The organism is Acinetobacter sp. 1124_18A, from assembly GCF_052824995.1.
On sequence record NZ_VTDF01000005.1, the window covers coordinates 280,590 to 305,820 of the forward strand.

The following is a 25,231-nucleotide window of genomic DNA, read 5'->3' on the forward strand; positions in this document are numbered from 1 at the left end:
AATGCGTTTTTTATCGGTAAACGCCGATTGTTTTCTGATTGAGCTCGCGAGCCTAGAAGAAACTTTGGCGTTGTACAATAAATTGCAAAATACGCAATTGAATGGAATTAAAGACTTAGTCCCCGCTGCAAAAACAATTTTGGTTTTTTTTAACGAGATCGAAACCAATTTTAAAACGCTGGTTGCTTCAATTCAGAGCCTCAAAGTTGATTCTGGATTTGAGCGTAGCGGCCAAGAAGTGATTGTACCGATTCGTTACGATGGCGAAGACCTTGCTCAAGTTGCAGAGTTGCAAGGTTTGTCTGTGGCAGATGTGATTAGAAAACATCACCAAAGCGTGTGGAATGTCGCTTTTATTGGTTTTGCGCCGGGCTTTGCTTATATGAGCAGTCCCGATCGGCCTTTTACCGATATTCCACGCTTAACAGTTCCGCGTAAAAAAATACCGTCAGGCTCTTTGGGTTTAGCTGGAAAATACTCTGGAATTTACCCAAAAGACAGTCCGGGTGGCTGGCAGCTTATTGGTACAACATCTGAAAAAATGTGGGATTTAGAGCGTACAAATCCAGCACTACTTTTACCAGGCATGACCGTACATTTTGAGGATGTTTCGCATAGTCCAATAACCGTAAATGTACCGCAGCAAATTACTCGTACGGTTGAGCCGAAACAATCTACGCCACTGTTTACGATCACTGCGCCGAGTCTACAGATGCTCATCCAAGATGAAGGGCGCTTAAACCAGACCAATATTGGCGTTGGCGTTGCAGGTGCAATGGATGTGTCTGCCATGCATAGTGCTAACCGAATTGTGGGTAATCCAACCGACACACCCGTAATTGAAGTTTTAAACGGTGGCTTAAAAGCCAAAATGCAGCATGCAGCCGTGATTGCGGTTGCAGGTGCAATCTCAACCATTCGTGTGAAATTTACCGATGGACAAACCGCAGACTTTGAAAGCTATCAGCCGATTGATTTGGATGAAGGCGATGAATTTCAAATTCAGCCACCAACAGTAGGGCTTCGAAACTATTTGGCAGTTCGTGGTGGCATAGATGTTGAACCAGTGCTGAATAGTGCCTCGTTTGACAGCTTGGCGGTGTTAGGTCCAGAGCCTTTAAAGCTTGGAGATACGATTCATCTAGGACAAGTGAAGGCAGCCAACATTAGTGTAAATGAAGTGGGCAAGTTCGATTTGCCAAAAGCTGGCGAGTTGGTTGAGCTAGATATTGTGATGGGACCACGCACAGACTGGTTCGAACAAGACAGTATTGAACTGCTGTGCCAGCAAGAATGGCTCGTGACCAATGAAAGCAACCGTGTCGGACTCAGACTTTCAGGGGAGCAGCCTTTAACTCGCAAAATTACCCATGAACTAGAAAGTGAAGGCACATGCATTGGTGCTTTACAGATTCCACCGAGCGGCCAACCAGTTTTGTTTATGAATGATCACCCTTTAACGGGTGGATATCCAGTCATTGGCGCTGTTGCTAAACACCATTGGGATTTAGTAGCGCAGATACCAGCAGGTTGCCACATCAAATTTAAAAAAATTGCCGAATTTACAGATTTTGAGAATGAATGATGAATACAGAAAAATTATTGATTGCTAACCGTGGTGAAATTGCCGTTCGTATTATTCATGCTTGCCGTGACATGGGAATTGCATCGGTCGCGTTATATGCAGATGACGACATTGGCAGCATGCATGTCGAACTTGCAGATGAAGCATGGGGCTTGGCTGGCGCTACCGCGAGCGAAACCTATTTAAATATTCCTGCCATTATTGAAATTGCAAAAAAATCGAAAGCGACTATGGTTCATCCGGGTTATGGCTTTTTGTCTGAACGTGCCGAATTTGCCCAAGCCGTGATTGATGCAGGCTTAAAATGGGTAGGGCCATCCCCAAGTGCCATTGAAAAACTAGGCGATAAAATCGAAGCACGTAAAATTGCTGCTTCTGTCGGTGCGCCGTTAGTTCAAGGTACACAAGACCCACTCAACAATGGCGATGAAGCTTTAGAGTTTGCTAAACAATTTGGTTTACCTATTGCCATTAAAGCCGCATTTGGTGGCGGTGGCCGTGGTTTAAAAGTTGCGTGGAAACTCGAAGAAGTGAAAGAGCTTTATGAGTCGGCAGTCCGAGAGGCAAAAGCTGCCTTTGGCCGTGGTGAATGTTTTGTCGAGCAATATTTAGATAAGCCGCGTCATGTCGAAGCACAAGTGATTGCCGACCAACACGGCAACATTGTCGTGCTTGGTACACGTGATTGCTCGTTGCAACGCCGTAACCAAAAGTTAGTTGAAGAAGCACCAGCACCATTTATTAGCGAAGAGATTTACCAACAAATATTAACTTCGGCAAAAGACATTTGTCAGGCAGCAAACTATGTGGGGGCGGGAACAGTTGAGTACTTACTGAGTCGTGATGGCAAGCTTTCATTCTTAGAAGTAAACACCCGTTTGCAAGTTGAGCACCCAGTGACCGAAGAAACTTCTAAAGTCGATTTAGTAGTTGAGCAAATTCGCGTGGCACAGGGCCATGAACTTTCTATTAAAGAAACACCAAAAGCCCAAGGCCACGCCATTGAGATTCGAATTAATGCCGAAGACCCAGCACGTGGTTTCATTCCAGCCTTTGGTGTGTTGAGTTTGTTTGAAGCGCCGTTTGGTAACGGTGTACGAGTTGATACAGGTGTTCGCACTGGTTCATTAGTATCGAGTCATTTTGATTCGCTCATGGCAAAACTGATTGTGACTGGTCCAACCCGTGAAGTTGCAATTGCTCGCGCTAAACGTGCTTTAAAACAATTTAAAATTGAAGGTGTGGCATCAGTTCTAGATTTTCACCGTGCGGTATTAAACGAACCTGACTTTACAGATGAGTTTAATGTACATACGCGTTGGATTGAAAATGACTTTAAACAAGAGTTAAAGCCGACCAAACGTGGTATTCCAAACCATCAACAACCGATGTTGCTCAGCTACATTGAAATTGATGGCAAGTTACACCGCTTAGGTCTACCAGCGGGCATGTTTGCACAAGGGCCAGCAACCGCAGTTCAAGTGCAGACTAACGAGCCAGAAGTAAGTGCCGAGCATTTACTTGCCCCAATTAATGGTGTGATTAGTGCTTGGAAAGTCGAAAATGGTGAGCAAGTGTCAGAAGGGCAAGTGGTTGCGATTATGGAAGCCATGAAAATGGAAGTGCAGGTGCTTGCCCACCGTAGTGGAGCTATTCAGATTAGCGCAGAGAAAGGCGCGACCTGCCATGCAGAAACCGTCATTGGAAGCATTAATTAAGTTTAAATAAATGATTTCACCTGACTAGATTTTAATTTAGTCAGGTCAGTCGGAATATATTTTTATCGATCAAGTAAATTAGCCATTTTTCGCAATTGTTGTTAACCATTTTCAACTTGAAAGCTTGTGCTGGTTATGAGATATTTATCACAGTTTAGTGATATCAAAATTAATCACTGTATAAAAGCTCGCGTATGCGAGCTTTAATTTTTAGCCCAGTTTAAGCACTTCTCACTTAATGAGCTGGCAACATAAAAAAATTTGAGAATTTGGCATCCACTCAAAGGCGAATTGAAGAAAGCGAATGAAAATTCTACCTTCATCTGAATATGATCAAATTCTAAAATACAGTGTCTATTGGCTCGTCATATCGATTGTGATTGGGGTTGTAGCGGGGCTGGCATCGACTTTAATTTTTGTCGCTTTTGATATCTCTAATAAAGTAAGAAGCCTGCATCACTGGCTGATTTATTTCTTACCCTTTGTCGGTTTTGGCATTGGTTATCTCATTAAAAAATATGGATCACCCATTGAACGGGGAACCCATTTACTGATTGATGAAATTCATCAACCTAAGTCGTTTATTCCGAAACGAATGAGCCCCATCATTTTTATCACTTCAATTTTAACGCAGTTGTTTGGTGGTTCGGCAGGGCGTGAGGCGCCAGCCGTTCAGCTTTCAGGTGCTTTAATTGATCATTTGAGCCATATTTTAAAAATCTCGGAAGATAACCGAAAAATTTGTTTAATCGCCAGTATTGGTGCGGGCTTTGCAGGGGTGTTTGGCTTGCCTCTGGCGGGTGCAATCTATGGTTTAGAAATTACCGCTTTAGGTAACTTGCGATACTCAGCTATTTTTCCATGTTTTGTGTCGGCTCTCATTGCTTCGACCATCCCTGAGCTATTCGATATTGTTCATCCACATATTTTTTATGTGATTAGTGAGTTTCCTGCCATTCATTTTGGTACGCTCATGAACTTAATTGTGGCAGGTCTGATCTTTGGTTTGGTCGCACGTTTCTTTATTGCGTCCATTCATTTTGCGAGTGACGTCTTTTATAAATACATTCGTTATTTGCCCTTAAGAACGATGGCAGGCGGCATTGTCATTATGCTACTTACTTTGTTCACCGCACATCAGCAATACAATGGTTTGGGTACAGATAAAATTATTTCATCTTTTTATGTACCGATTGAGTTTTATGACTTCTTTAATAAGACCGTTTTTACTGCCATTACTCTAGGTTCAGGCTTTAAAGGGGGTGAAATTACACCGTTGTTCTATGTGGGGGCGACATTAGGTAATGCTTTAGGGGCGGTTTTAAATCTGCCTATTTCATTGCTTGCAGGGTTAGGCTTGGTGAGTCTGTTTTCAGGGGCGAGTAAGGCGCCATTAACGTCTATTATTTTAGCTGTTGAGCTATTTGGAATGAATGTTGCCACTTATGCCATCATTACTTGTTTGTTGGCAGCGCTATTTTCTGGAAATTGTGGGTTGTATCGCCGTAAAAAGTTGATGGATTAGAGAAGTTTATTAGGTGGGTTACTTGATTCTTGCTTCGTTAGTTCTAGTTAAAATTAATTTGAAGATTACAGCTGAAAATAATCTCAAAAAAAGATTAAAGTACTTTTTAATATTAAGTATAAAAAAATAAGGTTGAGTATATTTAGTTATATACAAGATTGATTATTTAAATATCCTTAATGGTAACAAATAACAGCTCAATATATTACACTGGGATAAATTCTTGGGTGGAGCTTATTTATGCAGGCATTATTACTAATATTCGGATATTTTTTTGTTTGGTGTATTTATATTCTAGCTTTGTTATTGCCTTACTATGTTGCTTATTCAATCATAGAACCTCATAGTTTTATGGGGACAGTAGGTGTTTTTCTTTTAGGCTCAGTTATTGCTCCTTTAATTGTTATGGCAGCTATAACAGTTCTAGGAACAATTGGTCTAAGTTTTGATGCGTTAAAGAATAAATTTTCAAAATCGAATTCCTATGAGAAAAATTTAAAAACTGTTTATACAGAACCTGAAAAAAGAAAAGGTAAATCACTTATTTATTTTTTAATTTTAATTATTTTTGTATGTGTAGGAATTATAATTTATTTATTGAATTCTCCCAACAGCTATGTTGAGCAACCAGCCTACAGTGAAACTGATAGCGTATATCAAGATGAGAATAAATTTAATAATCCTATAAATAATATTGATTATCAAGCTGAGAGTAGTGCTTCCTATACGAAGGATATTGATATTTCATCTCAAGAAGAGCAACCTAAAGTATTAGAGGAGGAGTTAAATGAAAGTACTTCGACAAATCTTAGCTCACCTAATTTAACAACTTTAGGACCTTCACACTTAAAATTAGATATCCATTTCATTGATGAAAAAGGAACCTCTTTTAATATGGATTTTAAAAATGCTAATAGACCTGAATTAAATACTTCTGGAACTTGTACTTATACTAAAAATCCCTTAGAAGGCGAAACTAGATACTCCAAGCTTATAGATAAGGAGTTGTCAGTATATGCTTTATATGAGTGTGATAGTGGGAGAACAATAGAGGTTTCTAAGTTTAATGAATTAGATCAAGATCACTTAATAATGACTTTAAGCTTAACGAATAATTCCAATAGAGTTTTTTATAGTGGTGAAATGGTTGAACCATAAAAATTTAATTTTATATAGTCAAAAAACTTTATAAAACATTTATCTAAAATTAATAGGATTAGGGTAAGTTAAATTTTCGTGATGATTGACTTACCTATTTTTTATTTCCCCAACCGCTCGAACTTAATACAAACTATATTTTCTACGCTTGACGCCAACAAGAGCGAATACTATCCTTTGCGTGCTGGCCACATTGCCAGTTGGTTTTAGCAGACCATCAGCCAAAGTACACGAAAAAGTAGTAACTTTTTTGTGGAAATCCCTGCGTGCCCCCTCTGCGGCGGAACGGGAGGGGGACACCTTCGGGTGTGCTGGATTCTTTGGCTCCAGTCTGCTAACCCTCTTTCGTTTCGCCACCATTATTTAGCAGTAATGCGGTGAAACTTCTTTTATAGCCAAAGGAGTTCGCTATGCGTACTAATTCTTCTCAATTTTTGGTCTTTGCCAAACTCTCTCTAGCCATACGGCCCAATTGGTCTTTAAAACGCTTTAACTGTTTGTAGGTTTTCTACGACCTTAAATCGTTACGACTAAAAAATCATAGCAACAATAAAACCGAGATAGGCGAGCACATCTTTAGTGCCGCTTTTGCATGCCTGTTTTTAGCACTCATTTTAAGAGTGACGGCATTTCTATCTCTTTTAGATACAACAAAAAATTATTTTAAGCGGTATACATGAAAAATTTAGAATCTTCATTTAGAGCACTGCGCGTGCTTCACGTAGCAAAAGATTTATTTAATCAAGATGGCTTTAATAAAGTCGGTGTCGACCGAATTATTGCAGAAGCCAAAATTCCCAAGGCTACTTTCTATAACGACTTTCACTCAAAAGCACGACTCATCGAGATGTGTCTCACTTTCCAAAAAGATGCGCTCAAAGTAAAAGTATTTTCAATTCTCAAATCTTACCGTGAAGAAATGGTGCTTGATAAACTCAAACAGATTTACCTTCTTCATGCCGATTTAAATGGCTTTTATCGTTTACCCTTTAAAGCAATTTTTGAAATTGAAAAACTCTACCCAAAAGCCTATAGCGTGGTGATTGAATATAGAACTTGGCTCATCAACGAAATTTATAAACTGCTTTTAACCGTCAAAACTACTGCTTCAATGAAAGATGCCCACATGTTTTTGTTTGTGATTGATGGGGCAATGGTGCAGCTTTTAAGTAAAAACAGTGTAGATGAGCGAGACAAGCTACTCGAGTATTTTTTAATAATGCTGTCTTAGCGATAAATTCAAACACATTCTAAAAGGAAAAAAGCCCGTAACTGGGCTTTTTTATTTATTCGAGTTCAAGTTGATCGTCATCTTTAGTGACTTTGATCTTCATCTTTCTATATTTACGTTTGTTTGGATCTAAAGCAGAGTTTGAGACTTCATCAGCAAATTTTGGATTTTGCATGAGTTTTGCATAGGCTCTGTAACCTATGCGAATTCGGGTAGGCGGACAATCTGTTCTTTTGGAATAATATTCAATAAGTGAATTTAATTCCTTTAACAAACTCTGATGTTCCATTGTATTGATTATTTTCTATTAATTAGTAAGTTATTTTTAGCATACTAAACTTTAGAAAATTTCTAAAGATCTAGTTGATATACATTACCTCTATTAAATGTGATTTGAATTGCATTGGTTTTATAAATGGTGATTTGTTTTGCTTTTTATCTTGGGTTTTTGATTTCTTTTTAATCAAATAGTCATAATTAAGGGTTAAATTAATTTTAGAAAAAGAAAATAGATAGAAGATTGCCACGAACAAGAACTATTTAAGCAATTTTCTCAAACTGTAGTATTAAGCTGACTTTAACGAGTCAGCTTTTGTTTTTGTGGTTAGGTCCTCGAATTTCCTATTTGTAGAAATTGATGCAGCAGTTCATCCATACATCTACTTAAAAATAAAAGCCCAATAATGGGCTTTTCATTTGATATATCTTGATTAAAACTTAAGTTTTTTAAGCCCACGACTTACGCCATTTTGTAGGGCTGCTTTAATAATTGGGCCAATAAAAGGAAGGCGACCTTTAAAGCTAATGGTGTATTCCAAACGAGTACGGTTATTTCCCAAGTCAGTAAACTTCATGATACCACGGTGACCCTTAATTGGACTAATACCGCTCGTGATCGCGTACTCAATAAGTTCATTTTCTTTGTAGACTAAATTTGTTTCTACAAATGAAGGGGTCAGTGGAATAGACATTTTACGAGCAGAGCCAACACCATTACGGGCGTCTTTTCCGTTGCTAATACGAGTCACTTTAGCAGGAGCGAAAAGTTTGCTTAAGTTTTCGTGCTCACTTAAGGTTGCAAAGACCTTGTCTACGGGTGCATCAAATTCTTGTACGATGTTGATTATTTGAGTTTTTAACATCTTATTCCCTCTATAAATTATTTTGACATGGATGATTGTCAGAATTTGGATATTATCACGCTTTGGATAATGGGGGAATTCTTCTTCGTCGGAGTTATCTTAAGTCCGAAAAAAGCATTGTGAAAAATCTACAATGCTTTTTGGTCTTTTCTTAATTTTTTAAAAAAGGGCTGAATCACAGACCAGTTCGTTGAAACCCAGCAAATAAAGGAACCCGCCGTCACCATTGCTGTTCCTTGCCAAAAGCTCATCGATAATTGAGTTTGTAAAACAAACATAGCCAAAATAGACGAGATAATCGGGGTGAAATAAGAGGCCACCACAAGTATGGTAATGTTTCCATGAATGATGCCAATGTTCCAAGCAGCATAACCAAAACCCATGGCAGCAGATGCCACTAAAAGGGTGAGGAGAGCTGGAATATCCATTGATGGAATAGCAAATTGCCCCGAGACAAGCAGCTTGAGCCAGAGAGTGAGCGCGACACCAACAAAGAAAATGGAAATTGGATTTTGCCCATTACTCATTTTTTTAGTGATTACACAGTAAAAAGCCCAGATGATGGCACCTGTAAATGCCAAAATATAGCTCAGTGGGTTGCTATGAAAATTATCGACAATACTATTTAGACTAAAATCACCGCTTCCAGTTTGAATAAAAATAATGCCAGAAATTGAAATAAGTAAGCCGAGAATAATAAGAAAATTAAACTTTAATTCCTTAAAAATCACGAAAGCCAAAACCGTTAAACTTGGCCACAAATAGTTAACAATACTAATTTCAATTGCTTGTCGCGCTGTCTGAGAGTAAGCAATCGCAAATGAAAAGCACACCTCATATGCGACAAATAGAATTGTGCCAAATATTAAGTATTTTTTAGAGATCTGTTTAAAGTCTGGGACTTTGAAAATGGCAAGCAACAGTAGCGCACTTAAAGAATAAATAAGCGTAACACCTAGCTCAGGTCCAAGGGCGGCACTGACTTGCTTCATCAGACCGACCAGAGATGCCCACATGAGAATGGCGCTTAAACCAATCAATGTTGCTAGATTTTTTGACATAAAATTCAGTAAATAACGGTTAAAAAATGGTAAAAGATTAAGTTGTACTAATGAAAGGAATCAATTTTCAAGCTAAGGAATATAGGACAAATTATATAAAATATAAACAATTAAATTTATTGATTGGTTGAATCTGCTATGTTTATTTAAGCATTCATGTGAGTAAAGAAATTTCGAATAAAACAACATTTTTACGAGGAAAATATGGAAGTCATTAAAACGGTTGGTGTTGTTGGAGCAGGTGTAATAGGTGCAAGTTGGACGGCCTTATTTTTATATAAAGGATTTAAAGTTAAGGTTTACGACCCCTATCCTATAGATGAAGTGGTCTTTAAAAATAGAATATCTGCAAATTTAAATGATTTATTGGCTTTAGATCAGAACGTTGAACGCACCCATACTCAATCCGATGTGCTGCTTCATCTGGAAATTTTTAATCATTTAAAAGATGCAGTTTCAGATGTAGATTTTATTCAAGAAAATGCCCCTGAACGTCTCGATGTAAAACAACAGCTATATCAAGAAATCACAGCATATTGCCCTCAACATACCATTATTGCTTCAAGCTCATCGGGCTTAAAAGTATCTGATTTTCAAAAAGAAGCGCAACATCCTGAACGTATTTTATTAGGTCATCCTTTTAATCCGCCTCATCTCTTACCTTTGGTCGAGATCGTTGGCGGTAATTTGACGGATCCCCAAATTTTGAAACAGGCTTCTGAGTTCTATAAACAGTTGGGCAAGAATCCAATTGTTTTAAATAAAGAAGTAAAAGGGCATGTCGCAAACCGTTTGCAGGCCGCACTGTGGCGAGAAGCTTTTTCATTGGTTGAACAAGGCGTGTGCTCTGCCGAAGATGTTGATGTCGCAATTACCAGTGGACCGGGTTTAAGGTGGGCGCTATTTGGTCCCTACATTAATATGCAGCTTGCCAACCAAAAGGGTTTTAAAGAGGCCATTCATCATTTAGGCCCACCGATGACAGAATGGTGGAATGATATGCACGCATTTCAACATTCAGATGAGACAACAGAGTTGTTGGAAGCACAAACTAATCAACTTTTAACTCAATATAAAGATATCGATTTATACCAAACCAGAGACAAAGGTCTGGTCGATATCTTAAAGCTTAGACAGCAACTTAAACTAGATTAATTCAAATTTTTAAGACAAAGCCAATCATTTTATTGCAGGGATGATTGGCTTTTTTGTTGGGGCAAATAATAAAAACATCCCTAGCTGAAACAATCCTATATTCATTAAATGTTACTGAAATTTCTGTCGCGTTGCATTTGAACTATATGCCTTACGTGAAGAGTAAGAATCGTTGCAAACCGTAAAGAAAGCCTCCTCATAATCAAAGGACATCATAGAAAATAGAGGAATATAAAATGCGCGCTCTTACTTACCACGGTGCAGAAGATGTTCGAGTAGAAACAGTAGCAGACCCTATTATTCAAGAACCAGATGACATTATTTTACGAGTGACTGCCACAGCGATATGTGGCTCTGATTTACATTTATATCGAGGCAAAATCCCTAGAACAGAGCAGGGCGATATCTTTGGGCACGAATTTATGGGCGTGGTTGAAGAAGTCGGCCCAGCCGTCACCACAGTGCAAAAGGGTGATCGAGTGATTGTTCCTTTTGTGATTGCTTGCGGCGAATGTTTCTTTTGCCAACTTGATCTAACCGCTGCCTGCGAAACCACCAATACAGGGCGCGGAGCAATTATTAATAAAAAGCAGATTCCACCAGGTGCGGCTTTATTTGGCTATAGCCTCTTTACGGCGGTGTACCGGGCGGGCAAGCAGAATATGTGCGTGTGCCAAAAGCCAATAAAGGCCCTTTTAAAGTGCCAACTTCACTGTCGGATGAAAAAGTACTTTTCTTGACTGATATTTTACCGACTGCTTGGCAAGCAGTGACTAATGCACAAGTGAAACGTGGCTCAACCGTTGCAATTTATGGTGCAGGACCAGTCGGACTATTAAGTGCTGCTTGTGCCAAGATGCTTGGTGCTGAAAAGATATTTATGGTCGATCACAATGACTATCGATTGAATTATGCAGCGGCAACATACGGTGCTATTCCAGTTAATTTTGACGAAGTAGATGCGGCCGAATTTATTATTCAACATACTGACAATTACCGTGGTGTCGATGCTGTAATTGATGCGATTGGTTTCGAGGCAAAAGGCAGTGTGATTGAGACAGTTCTAACCAATTTAAAGCTTGAAGGTTCAAGTGGAGCTGCACTGCGTCAATGTATTGCCGCGGTTCGCCGTGGTGGAGTAGTCAGCGTACCGGGTGTATATGCAGGCCCAATTCATGGCTTTTTATTTGGCGATGCTTTTGATAAAGGACTGACTTTTAAAATGGGTCAAACCCATGTGCATCAATATTTACCGCAACTCTTGGAATTGATTGAGCGTGGTGAATTATCACCCGAAACGATTATTACCCACCGAATGAAATTAGAAGACGCCGCAGAGGGATATCGCATTTTTAATGAAAGAGAAGAGGACTGCCGTAAGGTGATTCTGCTTCCTTAAACTCTCAATCTTGTAATTCATTCTTAAGCCTCTTAGTGAAAGGGGCTTTTTTTATTTTGATTAGCACCTGTCGCTTAAACCAAAAGAGAGCATCGATATTGATGCTCTCTTTTTTATCTTATGCTTCGGTCAAAAGCTTTAGTACGTTATGACCATGTTCAACAGCTTTTAACTTAATTTCAGACTCTGAATGACCTGATAAAGGCGAAACTTCATAAAGCAAGAATGTGCTGCTTAATTGCATTTGCGTATATTGAATTGAATATTGAACTGCTTTTAAAAAGCTATCAATTAAGTTTTCTCGGTCATTCACCATGTCGGCTTCTTTTTGCCCGACCGTCATACTAATAATGACTTTTTTGTCTTTTAATTTGTCGCCTTCAGAGCCATAAGCAAACTGATAAGTAAAAACTTCATCAAACCATAATTTTAAAATTGCCGGCATATTAAACCAGAACATCGGATATTGCAGAATGATGGTGTCGTGGCGTAACAACGCTTCTTGTTCAGCACTGACATCAATTTTATAGTCCGGATAAAGCTGGAAAATATCTCGGACTTCAAGATCTGGATAGGTTTTAACGAGTTCATTCACAATTGTTTTATTTGCAATTGATTGAGCGTAGTAGGGATGGGCCAAAATAAGTAAAGCCATAATAAAGCCTTGTAGCTATAAAAATCATAGCTACTATAATTTTTATAGTATTAGCGTACAATAACTATCAAAGTTGATAGGTGGCGTCAAAAATGGCAAAAACTGAAAATAAATGTGAAATCAGCATGAATGGGAAAACTTATCCATGTCATATCAGTATGGCTATGGATTTGGTCGGTGGAAAATGGAAAGGCGTTATTTTGTATTATCTCAAAGATGGGCCAAAACGCTTTAATGAAATCAATCAATTAATGCCAACTATCACAGAAATGACCTTAAGCCTTCAACTTAAACAGTTAGAGCAAAGCGGCTTAATATCCAGAACAGTTTATGGTGAAAAAGCACCGATTAAAGTGGTTTATGAAATGACCGAATTGGGCCAGACTTTCAAGCCTGTTTTAGAGTCTTTATCGCTATGGGCACATACGATGATTAGTCAGAAATAAGATTAAAAAATTAACTTTCTTAAAAATGTAAATATTAGCCCCATCCTTTTGCATGGGGCTTTTTTTGGCTCAAAAATTACTCACAAATTTGAGCCAATACGTAATATTGTTAAGCAAAATAGGTGCCATCTTTAAGGTGCTCTAGATGAGTTAATAAGATGAGGGAACTAAAGTTTCATGTAAATAAACCCAATAACATTTTTCACCTTCTACTTTAATGCAGGCTGTAGAGGTACGTAATGTTTCGGTTTCATCAGTTTGCTGATGTTCCTGATATTGCACCCAACAATAATTTTCAAATTCGTATAAAGCTGTACTCTTAAGAATGTCGATTTTTAAAGAAGGTTTGTTCCCGATATTTTGACTAAATAAACTATTCACTTCTGCGAAACCAATGCTATGGCCTTGAACCGTTACCATCTTAAAATTTTGATCAAAGCTCTCTAAAAGCGGGCTCAGACTTTGCTCTGCATTTATTCCTGTAAATACATCTTCTATTAAAACATGTAGGTCAATGACACTTTGAATGGCTTGATCCATTTGGTTAGACATGGGTTTTCTCCTTTAAAACGGGAATGATTGAAAGTAAGCAGAGTAAAGCTGCAATTAAAAAAGTATGTTGATAACGAAGCAGATCGCTTGAGCCAAACATCAAGTTATATATCGAAATGAGAACAACAGTACCGACACTAAATGAAACTTGTCGATTAATATTCCAGAGCACACTTCCTTGTAATAAATCTTGGCCTGAAAAATCAATCAGTGAGCTAATTTGGGCAATGTTGGCACTTAGACCGCCACCCATACCCATCAATAAATAAGCAATTACTAAAAAGCTCAAAGGGCTAGTGTTTGAAATACAAAATAAAAGAAATATGCCAAGGCTATGTAGGGTTATTCCAATAATAAGAAGATACTTTTTTCCTAACCGTTGATAGGGCAGGCTACCACTAATCATGGCTGCGAGTGCCCCAGTTGCATAGAGCAACATGAATAAACCAGTTTGTTTTGCATTAAAGCCAAAGTTAAGTTGTAAATTAAAAATATTGAGTAAATTAACGCCAGTAAAAATACCCGGAACGGCGTAATAGACAATAAATGCATTACGTAAATTTTTATTTTTTAATAACCCAAGATTAAGAACAGGATGGGAAATTTTTTTCGCATGTCGAATGTAAAAAATAAGCATTCCGACTGAAATTAGAAAACTAGTTAGAGCGAATAAGGCGTTATGGTAATCACTATAAAATGAAAAGGAGAGTAATAAACATAACAGGCTTATATTAAAAATAACCAAGCCTTTTATGTCTGGTTTTTCACTCGACACATTCTGTGTTTTTTTAATCCATAACCATGCCAGAGCCGAGGCAAGTAAAGAAAAAGGAAGGTTGGACAAGAATACCCATCGCCAATTCAATGAATCAATAATTACGCCACCAATGGCAGGTGAAAAAGCTGGCGCAATCAGTGCAATTGCCATAATCATAGTAGAAATGCGTTGGCGTTCTTGGTTGGGGAATAATGCATATACGAGAGCTTGCCCGACTGGAATTAATAAGCCTCCAGCTATGCCTTGAATAAATCGCCAAAAAATTAAGCTATAAATCGATTCACTAAAGCCAATAAAGCAGATGCTTATCGAAAATAACAGCATCGAATAACACAATAATTTTTGGTTCCCAAGTTTGCTGGCTGACCATAAACTCATGGGCATAATTAAAATGAGGCCGAGAATATACGCATTTGTTACCCAAGCGACCATGGATTGGCTAACTGAAAATGACGATGCAATATTAGGCAATGCAATTGCAGACATAAAAATGTTGATGCAATCAATAAAGAACCCAAGTAAAAACACTGTCGCTATTTTATATCGATAAGACATACCTACCTCCGTGCAGGCAGGGTAAGATCCAGCTCTTTTATTGTCGATGCAAGCGAAGTAAAATCATTGTTTGATAATTTTAAACAATTGGCTTAATTGTGCAAAAAAACCTCAAGCAAATTACCAGTTTTTTACAAGTCGTTGATTCCGGCTCTTTTACCAAGGCTGCTGAAATTTTAGGCTTAAGCCGATCAATGGTGAGTATTGATATAAAACAATTAGAAAAGCAGCTCAATACAAGCCTATTAATTCGCAACACCCGTAATATTGCTTTAACTGAAATTGGTCAGCATTTTTATGAAGATTTTAAACAAATTCAACTTCAGATTGATGAGGCATTTGAACGAAGCCAACACTTAGGTACAAGCATTACAGGCACTTTACGGTTTTCGTCTACCAATGAGTTTGGCCAACGTTTCATTCTGCCTTTACTTCCTGAGTTTTGTCGGCTTTACCCAGATTTACGTTTACAGTATTCGTTTAATTCATCTCTCGATGATTTAGTGACTGAAAAATTAGATCTGGTTATTCGGCTAGGAAATTTAAAAAACTCATCTCTAAAAACTCGAAAAATCGGAGAATATCCAATTTATCTTGTGGCTACTCCACAGTTTATAAAAGACCATCCTATAGAAAATATATCTGATTTAGCAGATGTTCCTTGGATTGGCCACACCTTATTAAATTGGCAAGATTCACAATATATTTTACAAAACAGTTTAGGGGAGCAATATTCATTACCTTTTATTCGAAGTCAGTATGAATCAAATTCGGTCACTGCAATTCATCAAATGGCTCTTTCATCTTTAGGTGTAGCGATTTGTCCTGCATGGTTAGTTGATGAAGATATTCAACAAAATCGCTTAATTCGATTATTTCCTGATTTTTCGTTACCGCTCCAAACTATTCAATTACTTTATCCTCATACCTCTAATTTACCGGCCAAAACCAGAGCATTTATAGATTATTTAATAACCCGTCTTTCTTTTAGATAAACTGAAAAGTATGTAAGTTGTGGAAGATAAGCAATTTTATATAAATAGACAATTCTGTCTGTTTTTTATAAAATATCGATGATTATGACTCAGTTTTATAATAATGATGTCCCATAAAATATTTCAAATTTTAGATAGTTTAGGTTTGGTTGCACAGAATCGTGTACTTCATGTGCAATTTTCCAACCCCTCATTAAACAATCAGGTCTTCTTACAACGCATTGAAGGCGAGCATACGCTCAACCAAGGCAGCGGTGCTGAGTTACTGTGTCTGTCGACAAACGCCCATATTGCATTAAAACAATTTATTGGCTGTCAGGTTGCTGTCGATCAGGTGACGGACACAGGCCAGTTTTTTAGAACAACAGGTATTATTATCGAAGCGAGCCAAGGCCAAAGCGACGGCTCACTCACCATTTATAACTTAACCTTAAAAGACCCAACTGCACTCTGGCATAAACGTCGCAACAGCCGCGTGTTTATGAATAAAAGCGTGCGCGATATTAGCGAAATTCTATTTAAGGAATGGCAGGGGAAAAGCCCATTATTTGCCTCAAGTCTAACGCTAGATACGGCTGGGTTAACTAAAGACTACGATGTGCGTCCATTTGTGATGCAGTCAAATGAAAGCGATTATGACTTCTTAACCCGTCTGTGGCGTAGTGAAGGCATTAACTGGTTAGTCGATGAATCGCAACTTTTGGTGGCTGATCCGAATGCATCTATTCAGCCACAAGTCTTACGTTTAATTGACGATAACCAAAATTATCAGGCTCTTGAACGCCGTAACTTACACTACCAACGCAGCAGTGCCACAGAGCAGTTCGATACCATTACTCAGGTTAAAGCTGAGCGCCGTTTACAGCCAACGTCTGTTCATGTGCAACGCTGGCAAGCTGATGCCCTACAACAAGAAGAAGGTAGTGGTAGCGTACAAGGTAAGCAGCAGCACAGCGAACACTATGACAATGCGAGCTTAAACCTTGAAGATGCATGGCATGTCAGCCCAGCTTGGATGCAGGACTTAAACGGTGAAGACCAAGCCACAGCTTCAGGTAATAGCCAGATTGAACAGCTTAACCAGCACATTAATGCTTACCATCATCTAAGTTCTAAACAGTTTACCGTTTCAGGTAATGTTCGTGATGCACAGGTCGGTTACTGGTTTGAACTCAATGACCACCCAGAACTCGACCAACACGACAATGCCGATAAAGAATTTTTAATCTTAAGCAAGCACTACTATAACCAGAATAATTTACCGAAAGAATTACAACAGCAACTTGAGCGCTTGTTGCCAAAAGATAGACTCAAGGCAGCCCAACTCGACACGCAAAACCCTGAGCAACGCCATTTTGCTGAGCTGAATGTCGTTCGACGCAACATTAAAGCTGTCCCTGAATATAGCCCGCTAGAACACCGACCAGCCGCTTACCCGCAGCACGCTAAAGTGGTGGGATTAGAAGGCGAAAGCATCCATGTCGACCAGTGGGGACGTATTAAAGTCCGTTTTCTGTTTACCCGAACAGATGACCATAGTCATGACGGTGGAGCAGGCAGTAACGACAATGACACCGACTCAGCTTGGGTCGATGTACTCACCCCGTGGGCAGGTGCGGGTTATGGTGCGCGCTTCTTGCCTCGCGTGGGTGAAATCGTAGTGATCGACTTCTTTGACGGCAATGTTGACCGTCCATTTGTGGTGGGGCGTATTCACGAAGCCGAACGCTACCCAACCCAGTTTGACCAGAAAGGCCAGTTACCCGACACTAAAAAACTCAGTGGTATCCGCTCCGAAGAAGTCGACGGTAAAGGCTTTAACCAACTACGTTTTGATGACACTACGGGACAAATCAGTGCCCAGCTACAAAGTAGCCATGCGGCAAGCCAACTCAACTTGGGTAACTTAAGCCATCCAAAAGATAAGGCAGAAAGTGATGGTCGTGGTGAAGGGTTTGAACTTAGAACAGACCAGTGGGGTGCAGTAAGAGCAGGCAGTGGCTTACTCGTTAGTACCTACAAGCAGGACCAAGCCCAAGGTGTACACCTCGATGCAAATGAGGCCAAACAACAAATCGAAGGTGGCCTTAACAATGCCAAGGCACTCAGTGAGGTTGCTAAAAATCAGCAAACTGATCCATTGGAAGTGCTTGAGAATCTAAAAACTTTCTTGGAACAGATTGAAGAAAAAGATCAAGACAAAGCTGCCGCTTTTAAGCAAGCCTTGATGATATTAACTGCACCTAACAGTATTGCTCTAGCCAGTAATGAAGATATTCACCTCAGCGCAGATGCTCAGTTGAGTCAAATTGCTGGAGACAGCATTAATCTGACCACTCAAAAGAACCTGATTGCGCATGCCCAAAATAAAATTAGCCTTTTTTCGGCTCAAGAAGGAGCGAGATTATATGCAGGCAAAGGTAAAGTCGAGATACAAGCGCAAGGCGATGGAGCAGATTTAATTGCCCGTAAAGCTGTTCAGATTATTTCAACAGAAGACAAAATTGAAATTAGTGCTTCTAAAGAAATCGTTATCACGGCGGGTGGCTCTCAAATCAAGATTAATGGCTCGGGAATTTTCCCTGTTACTGGTGGCAAGTTTGAGGTAAAAGCTGGGCAGCATTTGTTTATGGGGGGGGGGAGTGCGAATTTTAGTTCTTCACTACCGCCTCCGCCAAAACGTGGGCAGGGTGTACTTGAGCTTTTGCATGACTATTCACATGGAGCATTTGTTAAAGGGGCTGGTTATACCGTAACTGATAATTTGGGCAAAGTCGTTAATGGAAAGCTAGACGATAAAGGATTTGCTCGTGTTTCTGGTTTGGCAACAGGTTCAGTGAAGGTTCTGTTTGATCCAGATCCTCGTAATCCTTGGGATGAGGCAAGTGATTTTAAACGCAAGGTAGAGTGGCCAAATCAAAATGATGCAGAAGGCAGCATTGGTGTTGCATCTGGCAGTAAAGGTTTAACTGAAACATTGAAAAATGACTTTAAAAAGTTGAGTCAACTTGCAGACAATGTGAAATCTGTACAGCAGAAGATTGAATCGGTTAAAAAAATTAAAGATCAAGGTGCTCAAGCATTACTACCAATGGCGATTGAACAGGTTTTAGGGGAGAGTGATGGATCTAGGTTAAGTCAATCATTTGTTAGTCAAAATAGCTTTGTGCCTTCAAATCAGCAGAGTAATCCACTCCGAATGTTGACTCAAGCAAGCTCTGACAAAACAGCAATAACAAAAATCCAATCACCTTTTGAAACGTTTGTATAATTTGAGAAGAACATGTCACAAAATTCAGTCGTTGCTCCTTTAAATACTTTTAGTCCCAAAGATTTAACTGCAAAAAAAGCAGCAGTTGATAAATGGTTCAGGGAATATACAGATGGTATTGTTACTGTTGATCGACTAGAGACAATCTGTAGAAGTGTACCTGTCTTAGGTAGTGCCTTTGCTGTTGGCGATATCATTATTGATATCATAAGTATGCTCAATAAAGGTGGTCTTGAGAAAGTTGAGATTTTTGATTGGTTGAATTTGGGAATCGATGTTATTGGATTGGTACCAATGGGACCGGTTGGACCTTCTGTGCGTGGTGCAGCACGGCCAGCATTATTTTATGTAAAGAATGAATCAGAAAAAATTATCAAAGCGCACGCAAAGAAATTAGGTAAAAAAACATTAACTTCTCAAGAAGTAAAAAAAGCTTTAAGTACAGGATTTAAAGACAGCGCAAGTGTATTTTTAACGACCATTATTGCTGAAAATGTAGCGGGTACTTTAGAAAACTTTGCTAAAAAAGGGCAAAGTTTACTTAATCAGGTTCTAAAAGAAGTTGGTAATTGGATTGTCTTATTAACAAAAACTATTGATGACGGCTTTAAGAAATTAGTCAGCGGTTCTTTAAATGGACTTCCAAACCTTAAGCGAGCAGGCCAGCAGTCTTTAGGAGTTATAAAAGGAATATTTGAACTTGATGGAACCCGTATAGTAAACAATGCCAAATATGCTACTGAAAATGTTGCAAAGACTGTAGGTAAAGGGTATGTCAACCTAGCCAATTTAGTAGTCTCTGATGAAGCACGAGCTAAAATTTTAGCTTTAGGCGCAAAAATAAGATCTATAGGACAAGTTGCCCAAGGAAAAGTAAATAGTTTAAGTGACCCTAATACTTTATGGACCATCGGTTGGCTATTTAGCATTATGGGAATGGTTGCTGCAAAACATCGGCAAAAGAAAGCACAGATTAAGGCAAAAGAAACGACAAAGGCCAATGCAACTCATCCATCAAGTGCCACTGACAAATCAACTAAACAAGCTCATGCAGAGAACAATGCCAAACGATGTAAAAATTGTATGGGGGGGACGGGTGGTTCAATTACCTTTGCAATGGGTACAGAGTTCTTTACTCATGTTGATGCACAACTTGGCGGCATAATTGAGGACCACATTAGCCGTACTTATGTTTCAAACCTTTACCAGATGGATGACTCTATTTTTGGAGCACGTTGGGTTACACCATTTACAACAAAAATTTCTCGTAAATTTAAATACAGCCCAAAGAAGAATGATTACAAAGACTATTTAAATGGGCTTGAATACATTGGTTTAGATGGCCGAGCAATCGATCTACCTGACCTAAAGACGGGTCAAAGTATTTACGACCCTATCGAGCAATACACTTATACAGTTTTATCCGATCAGCTTCATTTAATTGTCTACGGTGAAGACGAGAAACGCTATTATGAAAAATACGGTGAGGACTACCGTCTATCCTATATAGAACGTAAAAATGGTTTCAAAGTCGCTTTACGTTATGACCATGTTTCTATCGATAATAAAACAATTTTATCGGACATTTTATTTAAACAGGACGATAATTTGCTGGCTCATTTAGCTTTGCAATTAACTCCACAGGGTTTGGTTTCCGATATTTGGACAATCAAAAATGGTCAGTTAGATCGTGTATTGGCAAGTTATGACTATGATCAACAAGGTGACTTGGTTCAGGCGACAAATGAATTTGCAGCTTCTTATTATTATCAATATACCCATCATTTAATTACACGTTATACAGATCTTACTCATCGGGGGATGAATCTAAAATGGGATGGTATTTTACCTACTTCAAAAGCGATTGAAGAATGGGCAGACAACGCTAGCAGTGCCTCAAAGTTGGAATGGGATAAGAATATCCGAAAAACGACAGTGTTAGATGTTGAAGGGAATAGCACTGAACATTACTACGATATTGATGGTTATACTTACCGTATTGTTTATCCTGATAATTTTGAAGAGTGGTTCTTTAGAGACAATACTAAGAACATCACTTTACATATCGCCAAAGATGGTTCTAAAACTTCTTATACTTATGATGAGCGCGGGAATGTCTTGACTACAACTCAAGATGATGGTGCGACAAGTTATTTTGAATATGATGAAAAAAATCAACTCACTGGTATGGTTGACGCAGAACAAGGGCGCTGGTTTAAGCAATATGATGGTTCTGGAAACCTGATCAAAGAAATTGATCCGCTCAAGCATGAAACTGCTTATGCTTACAATGCCATGGGCTTAGTCACTTCCATTACAGATGCTAAAGGTGGAAGTAAGTCACTCAAATATGATGATCAAGGGAATTTAATTAGTTATACAGATTGTTCAGGTAAAGAGACCAAGTGGCAATACGATGAGCGTGGTCGTGTAATCAGCATTGAAAATGCATTAAAACAAAAAGTTGAGTATTTTTATACTGAACTTAGCTTAGAAAACCGGGAACCTATTATAAAGGGTTTACCTCTGAATGCTTTTGGGCAACTTGAAAAGATTAAACATGCTGATGGCACAGAAGAACACTTCATTCATGATGCTGAAGGGCGTTTACTGGCACATGTAGATCCTAAACAGAACATCACTCGCTATGAATATGATGAGGCGGGTTTAATTCTGTCTCGTACAGATGCTTTAAACCACAAATTAAAATATAAATGGGATCGATTGGGACGTCTAACCCGACTAATTAATGAAAATGGTGCCAGTTACCAATTCTTCTATGATGTCGCAAGTCGACTCGTTAAAGAAATTGACTTTGATGGTAAAGAAACGGTTTACCACTACAACGAAAACTCAGGCCAACTTGCAACCAGTATTGAAGTTGCCTCTGCTTATGGACAAGATCTCAAAGACCGAGCTGCACCAAAAGACCGAATTCAACAATTTATTTTTGACAGTATGGGGCGTTTAGAACAGCGTACTGCGGGTTATGGTCACTATGGTTTAGAACTCGAAGAAAAACAGTCTGAAGAATTTGCCTATGATTATATGGGGCGAATCATTCAAGCCAAAAATACTCAAAGCAATTTACAATGGTTTTATGATGCGGCTGGCAATTTAGTACGGGAACACCAGCAAGATTATAAAATCAATAAAACCGCGGTGTGGAAACACCAATATGATGAAATTAATGATCGAATCAAAACGACTCGTCCAGATGGGCAGATTATTGACTGGTTGACCTATGGGAGCGGTCATGTACAAAGTTTAATCGTAAATGGTCAAGACCTTGTTAGCTTTGAGCGTGATGATTTACACCGAGAAATTGCACGTCACTATGCCAATGGAGTGAGTCAAGAACAGCAATACGACTTGGCAGGTCGTTTGAAAAGCCAAATGATGTTGAGTGAACATGAAAATGGCTATCAAAACCAATATAAGCCGCACAACAATGCATTAGAGCAGACCAGTCAATTGGTACAGCGTCTTTATCAATATGACAAAACAGGTGAGCTAACGGCAATTCGAGATACTCGCCGTGGCAATATTGCTTATAAGTACGATCCTGTAGGTCGTTTACTTGAAGCGAGCAGTAAACTTGGAAAAGAAACGTTTAACTTCGACCCTGCCAGTAACATTATAGATTCGTATCATAGTCAAAAGGCTCAAAGCCATTCACAAAGTGTGCAAGAAAAGGACTATGGTTATAACCGTTTAGTTAATAACGTAGTTAAAGAATATTTAGATCAACAATACCAATATGATGCTTATGGACAACTTGTAAGACAAAAAACGAGTCAAGGTGATTTAAACCTTGAGTGGGATGTCTATGGCCGCATGGTGAAGAGCCATAATAGTCAATACACGGCAGAATATCGCTATGATGCTTTAGGCCGCCGTATTCAAAAGCGGAGTAAGCATCACCATACAGGTCAAGAACAGAACATCATTTATGGATGGGATGGCGATACGCTTGCTTATGAGTCTACCGAGCAGTTGACCAAGCATTACATCTATGAAAAAGACAGTTTTGTGCCAATGCTACAGGCTGTTTATTTAAATCCAATAGAATTACACCAAACTCCAGATTGGTCAGATAGACCTTATAACATACACCGTGACCCGCTTTGGAAAACTGAAAAACAGGGTAAAGAATTTGATGATGTATGGTTCTATCACTGCGACCATTTAGGCACACCGCAAGAAATGACCGACCATACAGGTGCAATTATTTGGAAAGCCGAATATAAAGCTTGGGGCGAGTGTAAAGCAGAGAAAGCCAAGTCGAATTTCTTCGAAAACAGTGAAATTATTTCAAATAATATCCGTTTTCAAGGTCAGTATTTTGATGAAGAGACAGGGTTACATTACAATCGTTATCGTTATTATTTATCTTATTTGGGGCGGTTCATAAGTAAGGATCCATTAGGGCTTTTAGGAGGAGAAAATAAATATTTATATGCTCCAAACCCTTTAAAATGGACAGATCCATTAGGGCTTTTAGTTACCCCAACATATACTAGAGGTGCCAATGGGCGTGTTGAGAGAGTTCAAGCAACAGTATTAAAGAGTGATTTAAATACAGGAACTAGTACAAATGCTAGTTCAATTGCTGAAGCAAGAAGAATGGGAAATTGTAGTAAGGTACAAGCTGGTCATTTACTAGCTAAAAGATTAGGGGGCAGTGGTGGTGTTGGTCATGTATTCCCACAAACTCCTGGGATAAATATGGGAACTTATCGCGTTTATGAAGGAAAAGTGGCAAAAGATGTGGAAGCTAATGGTTCTGCAAAAATAGATATAAGATTTATTTACCCTAATCCAACAAGTAAAATGCCGAGTGGTATAATTTATCAATATGAATCGGGAGGTAAAACGCATGTTCAACCTTTCGCTAATCCAAATCCGTGTAAATAAAGGTAATTATTATGAGCGTAGAAAATGCAAAATTAGTATTAGAAAATTTTATTAATAAAATGAAAGATTGGGAGAAAAAATGGGGGGATGTTTTAGAAAAAAATCCTGATCTTATCTTTAATGAGGCGGGGATGGAAAGCCGTTTAAATGAATTAGTAATGATCCAGAATGAATATTTGTCAGATAAAGCATTATCATTAAAACAAGATAGAAGGATTACTTTAACTTTTGGTATTCCTCCTGAGTATGAACAACTCATATCAAAAGAAAATATTATAAATGAAAAGAAAATTGAGTTTTATACGAAAAATAATGAAGGTAAAGAATGTAGAATTTATACATTAATTTGTGAAAATAGTAATTGGAAAATTGATATTATGAAAATTGATTCATTGGATTGGAAGTCTAGTCGACAAGTATTTTAATAAATAAAATATCTTGATAAAGATATTTATATGAAAAGGGTAGTCTTCATTAAATATTTAATTGGAGAGGTAAGTGACATAATTTACAACGTGACCCATTATAGAAGGTAATGAAAACTGGAAAATATTTTAATATTTTATAATTGTGGGTCACTTTCTGTATGTTTTGTAGGTGTTAATTAAAAATTAGGATGAATTGAGTCATAAATTAATAATAGTGAAATTACAGTTTATTAAACTAACGAAAAGAGTTGATCTACATTAGTCACTACGAGTTTTTTTATCAGAACCGCGAACAAAATCGATTCGATTAAGTTAGGATTAAATAAATATGAAGTATTTTGTTTTAAGTGCGACGCAAAGTAGTTTTTGTCCAATTTTACTTGTGGATGATGCTATTCTATATATGAATAAAGAGCAAGTTAGCCAAAATATCGAATGTGGATCTTTACCATGGTATAGCTATAAAACTAGCAAAAACTGCGATCTACCGATCGAAGGTGTACTTTTTTTAAAAAGTAAAAAAATAGAAATAAGTATTAGAAATATAAATGAAAATATATATGTTGTGGATGAAGTTTTTAAAAATATTTTTGAAAAATATATTGATTTTGATTTTGATTTTGATTTTGATTTTGATTTTGATTTTGATTTTGATTTTGA

The 25,231-nt window shown here is 38.3% G+C and carries 17 protein-coding genes and 2 pseudogenes; 13 read left to right on the top strand and 6 right to left on the bottom strand.

Translation table 11 applies throughout. The features are described 5' to 3' along the window. The first annotated feature begins 1 nt into the window (after position 1). The 5 genes from FY048_RS12740 (at position 2) to FY048_RS12760 (ending at position 7,217) form a co-directional block, all read left to right on the top strand. The gene (locus FY048_RS12740) at positions 2-1,585 is read left to right on the top strand and encodes a 5-oxoprolinase subunit B/C family protein (RefSeq protein WP_446091376.1); all 1,584 of its coding nucleotides are present in this window, start codon (positions 2-4) and stop codon (positions 1,583-1,585) included. Next, the gene (locus FY048_RS12745; RefSeq protein ID WP_446091398.1) at positions 1,585-3,303 is read left to right on the top strand and encodes an acetyl/propionyl/methylcrotonyl-CoA carboxylase subunit alpha; all 1,719 of its coding nucleotides are present in this window, start codon (positions 1,585-1,587) and stop codon (positions 3,301-3,303) included. The genes FY048_RS12740 and FY048_RS12745 overlap by 1 nt, the downstream gene beginning before the upstream one ends. A 304-nt stretch (positions 3,304-3,607) precedes the next feature. Next, positions 3,608-4,828 (top strand): chloride channel protein, encoded by a 1,221-nt coding sequence (locus FY048_RS12750; protein WP_446091377.1) that lies wholly within the window; start codon positions 3,608-3,610, stop codon positions 4,826-4,828. Between the two features lie 240 nt (positions 4,829-5,068). Then, positions 5,069-5,986: a hypothetical protein gene (locus FY048_RS12755; protein ID WP_446091378.1), complete on the top strand. Its 918-nt coding sequence runs from the start codon at positions 5,069-5,071 to the stop codon at positions 5,984-5,986. 676 nt (positions 5,987-6,662) lie between these two features. Then, positions 6,663-7,217: a TetR/AcrR family transcriptional regulator gene (locus tag FY048_RS12760; RefSeq protein WP_437119477.1), complete on the top strand. Its 555-nt coding sequence runs from the start codon at positions 6,663-6,665 to the stop codon at positions 7,215-7,217. A 55-nt stretch (positions 7,218-7,272) separates the two neighbouring features. On the opposite strand, the gene FY048_RS12765 is transcribed toward FY048_RS12760, so the two are convergent. The 3 genes from FY048_RS12765 to yddG form a co-directional block, all read right to left on the bottom strand. Continuing rightward, entirely contained in the window at positions 7,273-7,506 is a 234-nt protein-coding gene (locus FY048_RS12765; RefSeq protein ID WP_013198320.1) for a hypothetical protein, read from the bottom strand. A gap of 421 nt (positions 7,507-7,927) precedes the next feature. Beyond that, on the bottom strand, positions 7,928-8,359 hold the full coding sequence (locus FY048_RS12770) for an SRPBCC family protein (RefSeq protein ID WP_446091379.1): 432 nt from the start codon (positions 8,357-8,359) through the stop codon (positions 7,928-7,930). A gap of 128 nt (positions 8,360-8,487) precedes the next feature. Then, the gene (gene yddG / locus FY048_RS12775; protein WP_446091380.1) at positions 8,488-9,420 is read right to left on the bottom strand and encodes an aromatic amino acid DMT transporter YddG; all 933 of its coding nucleotides are present in this window, start codon (positions 9,418-9,420) and stop codon (positions 8,488-8,490) included. 204 nt (positions 9,421-9,624) lie between these two features. Between yddG and FY048_RS12780 the strand changes: the two genes are divergently transcribed. Both FY048_RS12780 and FY048_RS12785 read left to right on the top strand, forming a co-directional pair. Beyond that, positions 9,625-10,575, top strand: a complete 951-nt coding sequence (locus FY048_RS12780; RefSeq protein WP_446091381.1) for a 3-hydroxyacyl-CoA dehydrogenase NAD-binding domain-containing protein — start codon at positions 9,625-9,627, stop codon at positions 10,573-10,575. Between the two features lie 236 nt (positions 10,576-10,811). Further along, a pseudogene (locus FY048_RS12785) lies at positions 10,812-11,974 on the top strand (zinc-dependent alcohol dehydrogenase). Between the two features lie 118 nt (positions 11,975-12,092). Here FY048_RS12785 and FY048_RS12790 read toward each other — a convergent pair. Continuing rightward, complete coding sequence (locus FY048_RS12790; RefSeq protein WP_446091382.1) at positions 12,093-12,629, bottom strand: NAD(P)H-dependent oxidoreductase; 537 nt, start codon at positions 12,627-12,629, stop codon at positions 12,093-12,095. A gap of 92 nt (positions 12,630-12,721) precedes the next feature. On the opposite strand from FY048_RS12790, the gene FY048_RS12795 reads away from it, so the two are divergent. Then, a complete protein-coding gene (locus FY048_RS12795; RefSeq protein ID WP_446091383.1) occupies positions 12,722-13,075 on the top strand; it encodes a winged helix-turn-helix transcriptional regulator in 354 nt (117 codons plus the stop codon). A gap of 150 nt (positions 13,076-13,225) precedes the next feature. On the opposite strand, the gene FY048_RS12800 is transcribed toward FY048_RS12795, so the two are convergent. Next, on the bottom strand, positions 13,226-13,627 hold the full coding sequence (locus FY048_RS12800; RefSeq protein WP_446091384.1) for a hypothetical protein: 402 nt from the start codon (positions 13,625-13,627) through the stop codon (positions 13,226-13,228). Then, positions 13,620-14,960 (bottom strand): MFS transporter, encoded by a 1,341-nt coding sequence (locus tag FY048_RS12805; RefSeq protein WP_446091385.1) that lies wholly within the window; start codon positions 14,958-14,960, stop codon positions 13,620-13,622. Before FY048_RS12805 ends, FY048_RS12800 begins: the two co-directional genes overlap by 8 nt. Before the next feature lie 98 nt (positions 14,961-15,058). Here FY048_RS12805 and FY048_RS12810 point away from each other — a divergent pair, with 98 nt between their 5' ends. From FY048_RS12810 to FY048_RS12830, 5 genes and pseudogenes are all read left to right on the top strand, one after another. Next, positions 15,059-15,955: a LysR family transcriptional regulator gene (locus tag FY048_RS12810; protein WP_446091386.1), complete on the top strand. Its 897-nt coding sequence runs from the start codon at positions 15,059-15,061 to the stop codon at positions 15,953-15,955. A 103-nt stretch (positions 15,956-16,058) separates the two neighbouring features. Then, a complete protein-coding gene (locus FY048_RS12815) occupies positions 16,059-19,226 on the top strand; it encodes a DUF2345 domain-containing protein (protein WP_446091387.1) in 3,168 nt (1,055 codons plus the stop codon). Positions 19,227-19,238: 12 nt separating this feature from the next. Next, positions 19,239-24,143 carry an RHS repeat-associated core domain-containing protein gene (locus FY048_RS12820; protein ID WP_446091388.1) on the top strand — a complete coding sequence of 1,635 codons (4,905 nt, stop codon included), beginning with the start codon at positions 19,239-19,241 and terminating at the stop codon, positions 24,141-24,143. Between the two features lie 11 nt (positions 24,144-24,154). Beyond that, a complete protein-coding gene (locus FY048_RS12825) occupies positions 24,155-24,568 on the top strand; it encodes an NTF2 fold immunity protein (protein ID WP_446091389.1) in 414 nt (137 codons plus the stop codon). Between the two features lie 331 nt (positions 24,569-24,899). Next, a pseudogene (locus FY048_RS12830) lies at positions 24,900-25,231 on the top strand (hypothetical protein); the annotation flags it as partial.

Excerpts from the sequence above, each read along its gene's own strand:
- FY048_RS12740 (WP_446091376.1), top strand. The coding sequence starts at position 2 with ATGCGTTTTTTATCGGTAAACGCCGATTGTTTTCTGATTGAGCTCGCG.
- FY048_RS12745 (WP_446091398.1), top strand. The coding sequence starts at position 1,585 with ATGAATACAGAAAAATTATTGATTGCTAACCGTGGTGAAATTGCCGTT.
- FY048_RS12750 (WP_446091377.1), top strand. The coding sequence starts at position 3,608 with ATGAAAATTCTACCTTCATCTGAATATGATCAAATTCTAAAATACAGT.
- FY048_RS12755 (WP_446091378.1), top strand. The coding sequence starts at position 5,069 with ATGCAGGCATTATTACTAATATTCGGATATTTTTTTGTTTGGTGTATT.
- FY048_RS12760 (WP_437119477.1), top strand. The coding sequence starts at position 6,663 with ATGAAAAATTTAGAATCTTCATTTAGAGCACTGCGCGTGCTTCACGTA.
- FY048_RS12765 (WP_013198320.1), bottom strand. The coding sequence starts at position 7,506 with ATGGAACATCAGAGTTTGTTAAAGGAATTAAATTCACTTATTGAATAT.
- FY048_RS12770 (WP_446091379.1), bottom strand. The coding sequence starts at position 8,359 with ATGTTAAAAACTCAAATAATCAACATCGTACAAGAATTTGATGCACCC.
- yddG (WP_446091380.1), bottom strand. The coding sequence starts at position 9,420 with ATGTCAAAAAATCTAGCAACATTGATTGGTTTAAGCGCCATTCTCATG.
- FY048_RS12780 (WP_446091381.1), top strand. The coding sequence starts at position 9,625 with ATGGAAGTCATTAAAACGGTTGGTGTTGTTGGAGCAGGTGTAATAGGT.
- FY048_RS12790 (WP_446091382.1), bottom strand. The coding sequence starts at position 12,629 with ATGGCTTTACTTATTTTGGCCCATCCCTACTACGCTCAATCAATTGCA.
- FY048_RS12795 (WP_446091383.1), top strand. The coding sequence starts at position 12,722 with ATGGCAAAAACTGAAAATAAATGTGAAATCAGCATGAATGGGAAAACT.
- FY048_RS12800 (WP_446091384.1), bottom strand. The coding sequence starts at position 13,627 with ATGTCTAACCAAATGGATCAAGCCATTCAAAGTGTCATTGACCTACAT.
- FY048_RS12805 (WP_446091385.1), bottom strand. The coding sequence starts at position 14,960 with ATGTCTTATCGATATAAAATAGCGACAGTGTTTTTACTTGGGTTCTTT.
- FY048_RS12815 (WP_446091387.1), top strand. The coding sequence starts at position 16,059 with ATGATGTCCCATAAAATATTTCAAATTTTAGATAGTTTAGGTTTGGTT.
- FY048_RS12820 (WP_446091388.1), top strand. The coding sequence starts at position 19,239 with ATGTCACAAAATTCAGTCGTTGCTCCTTTAAATACTTTTAGTCCCAAA.
- FY048_RS12825 (WP_446091389.1), top strand. The coding sequence starts at position 24,155 with ATGAGCGTAGAAAATGCAAAATTAGTATTAGAAAATTTTATTAATAAA.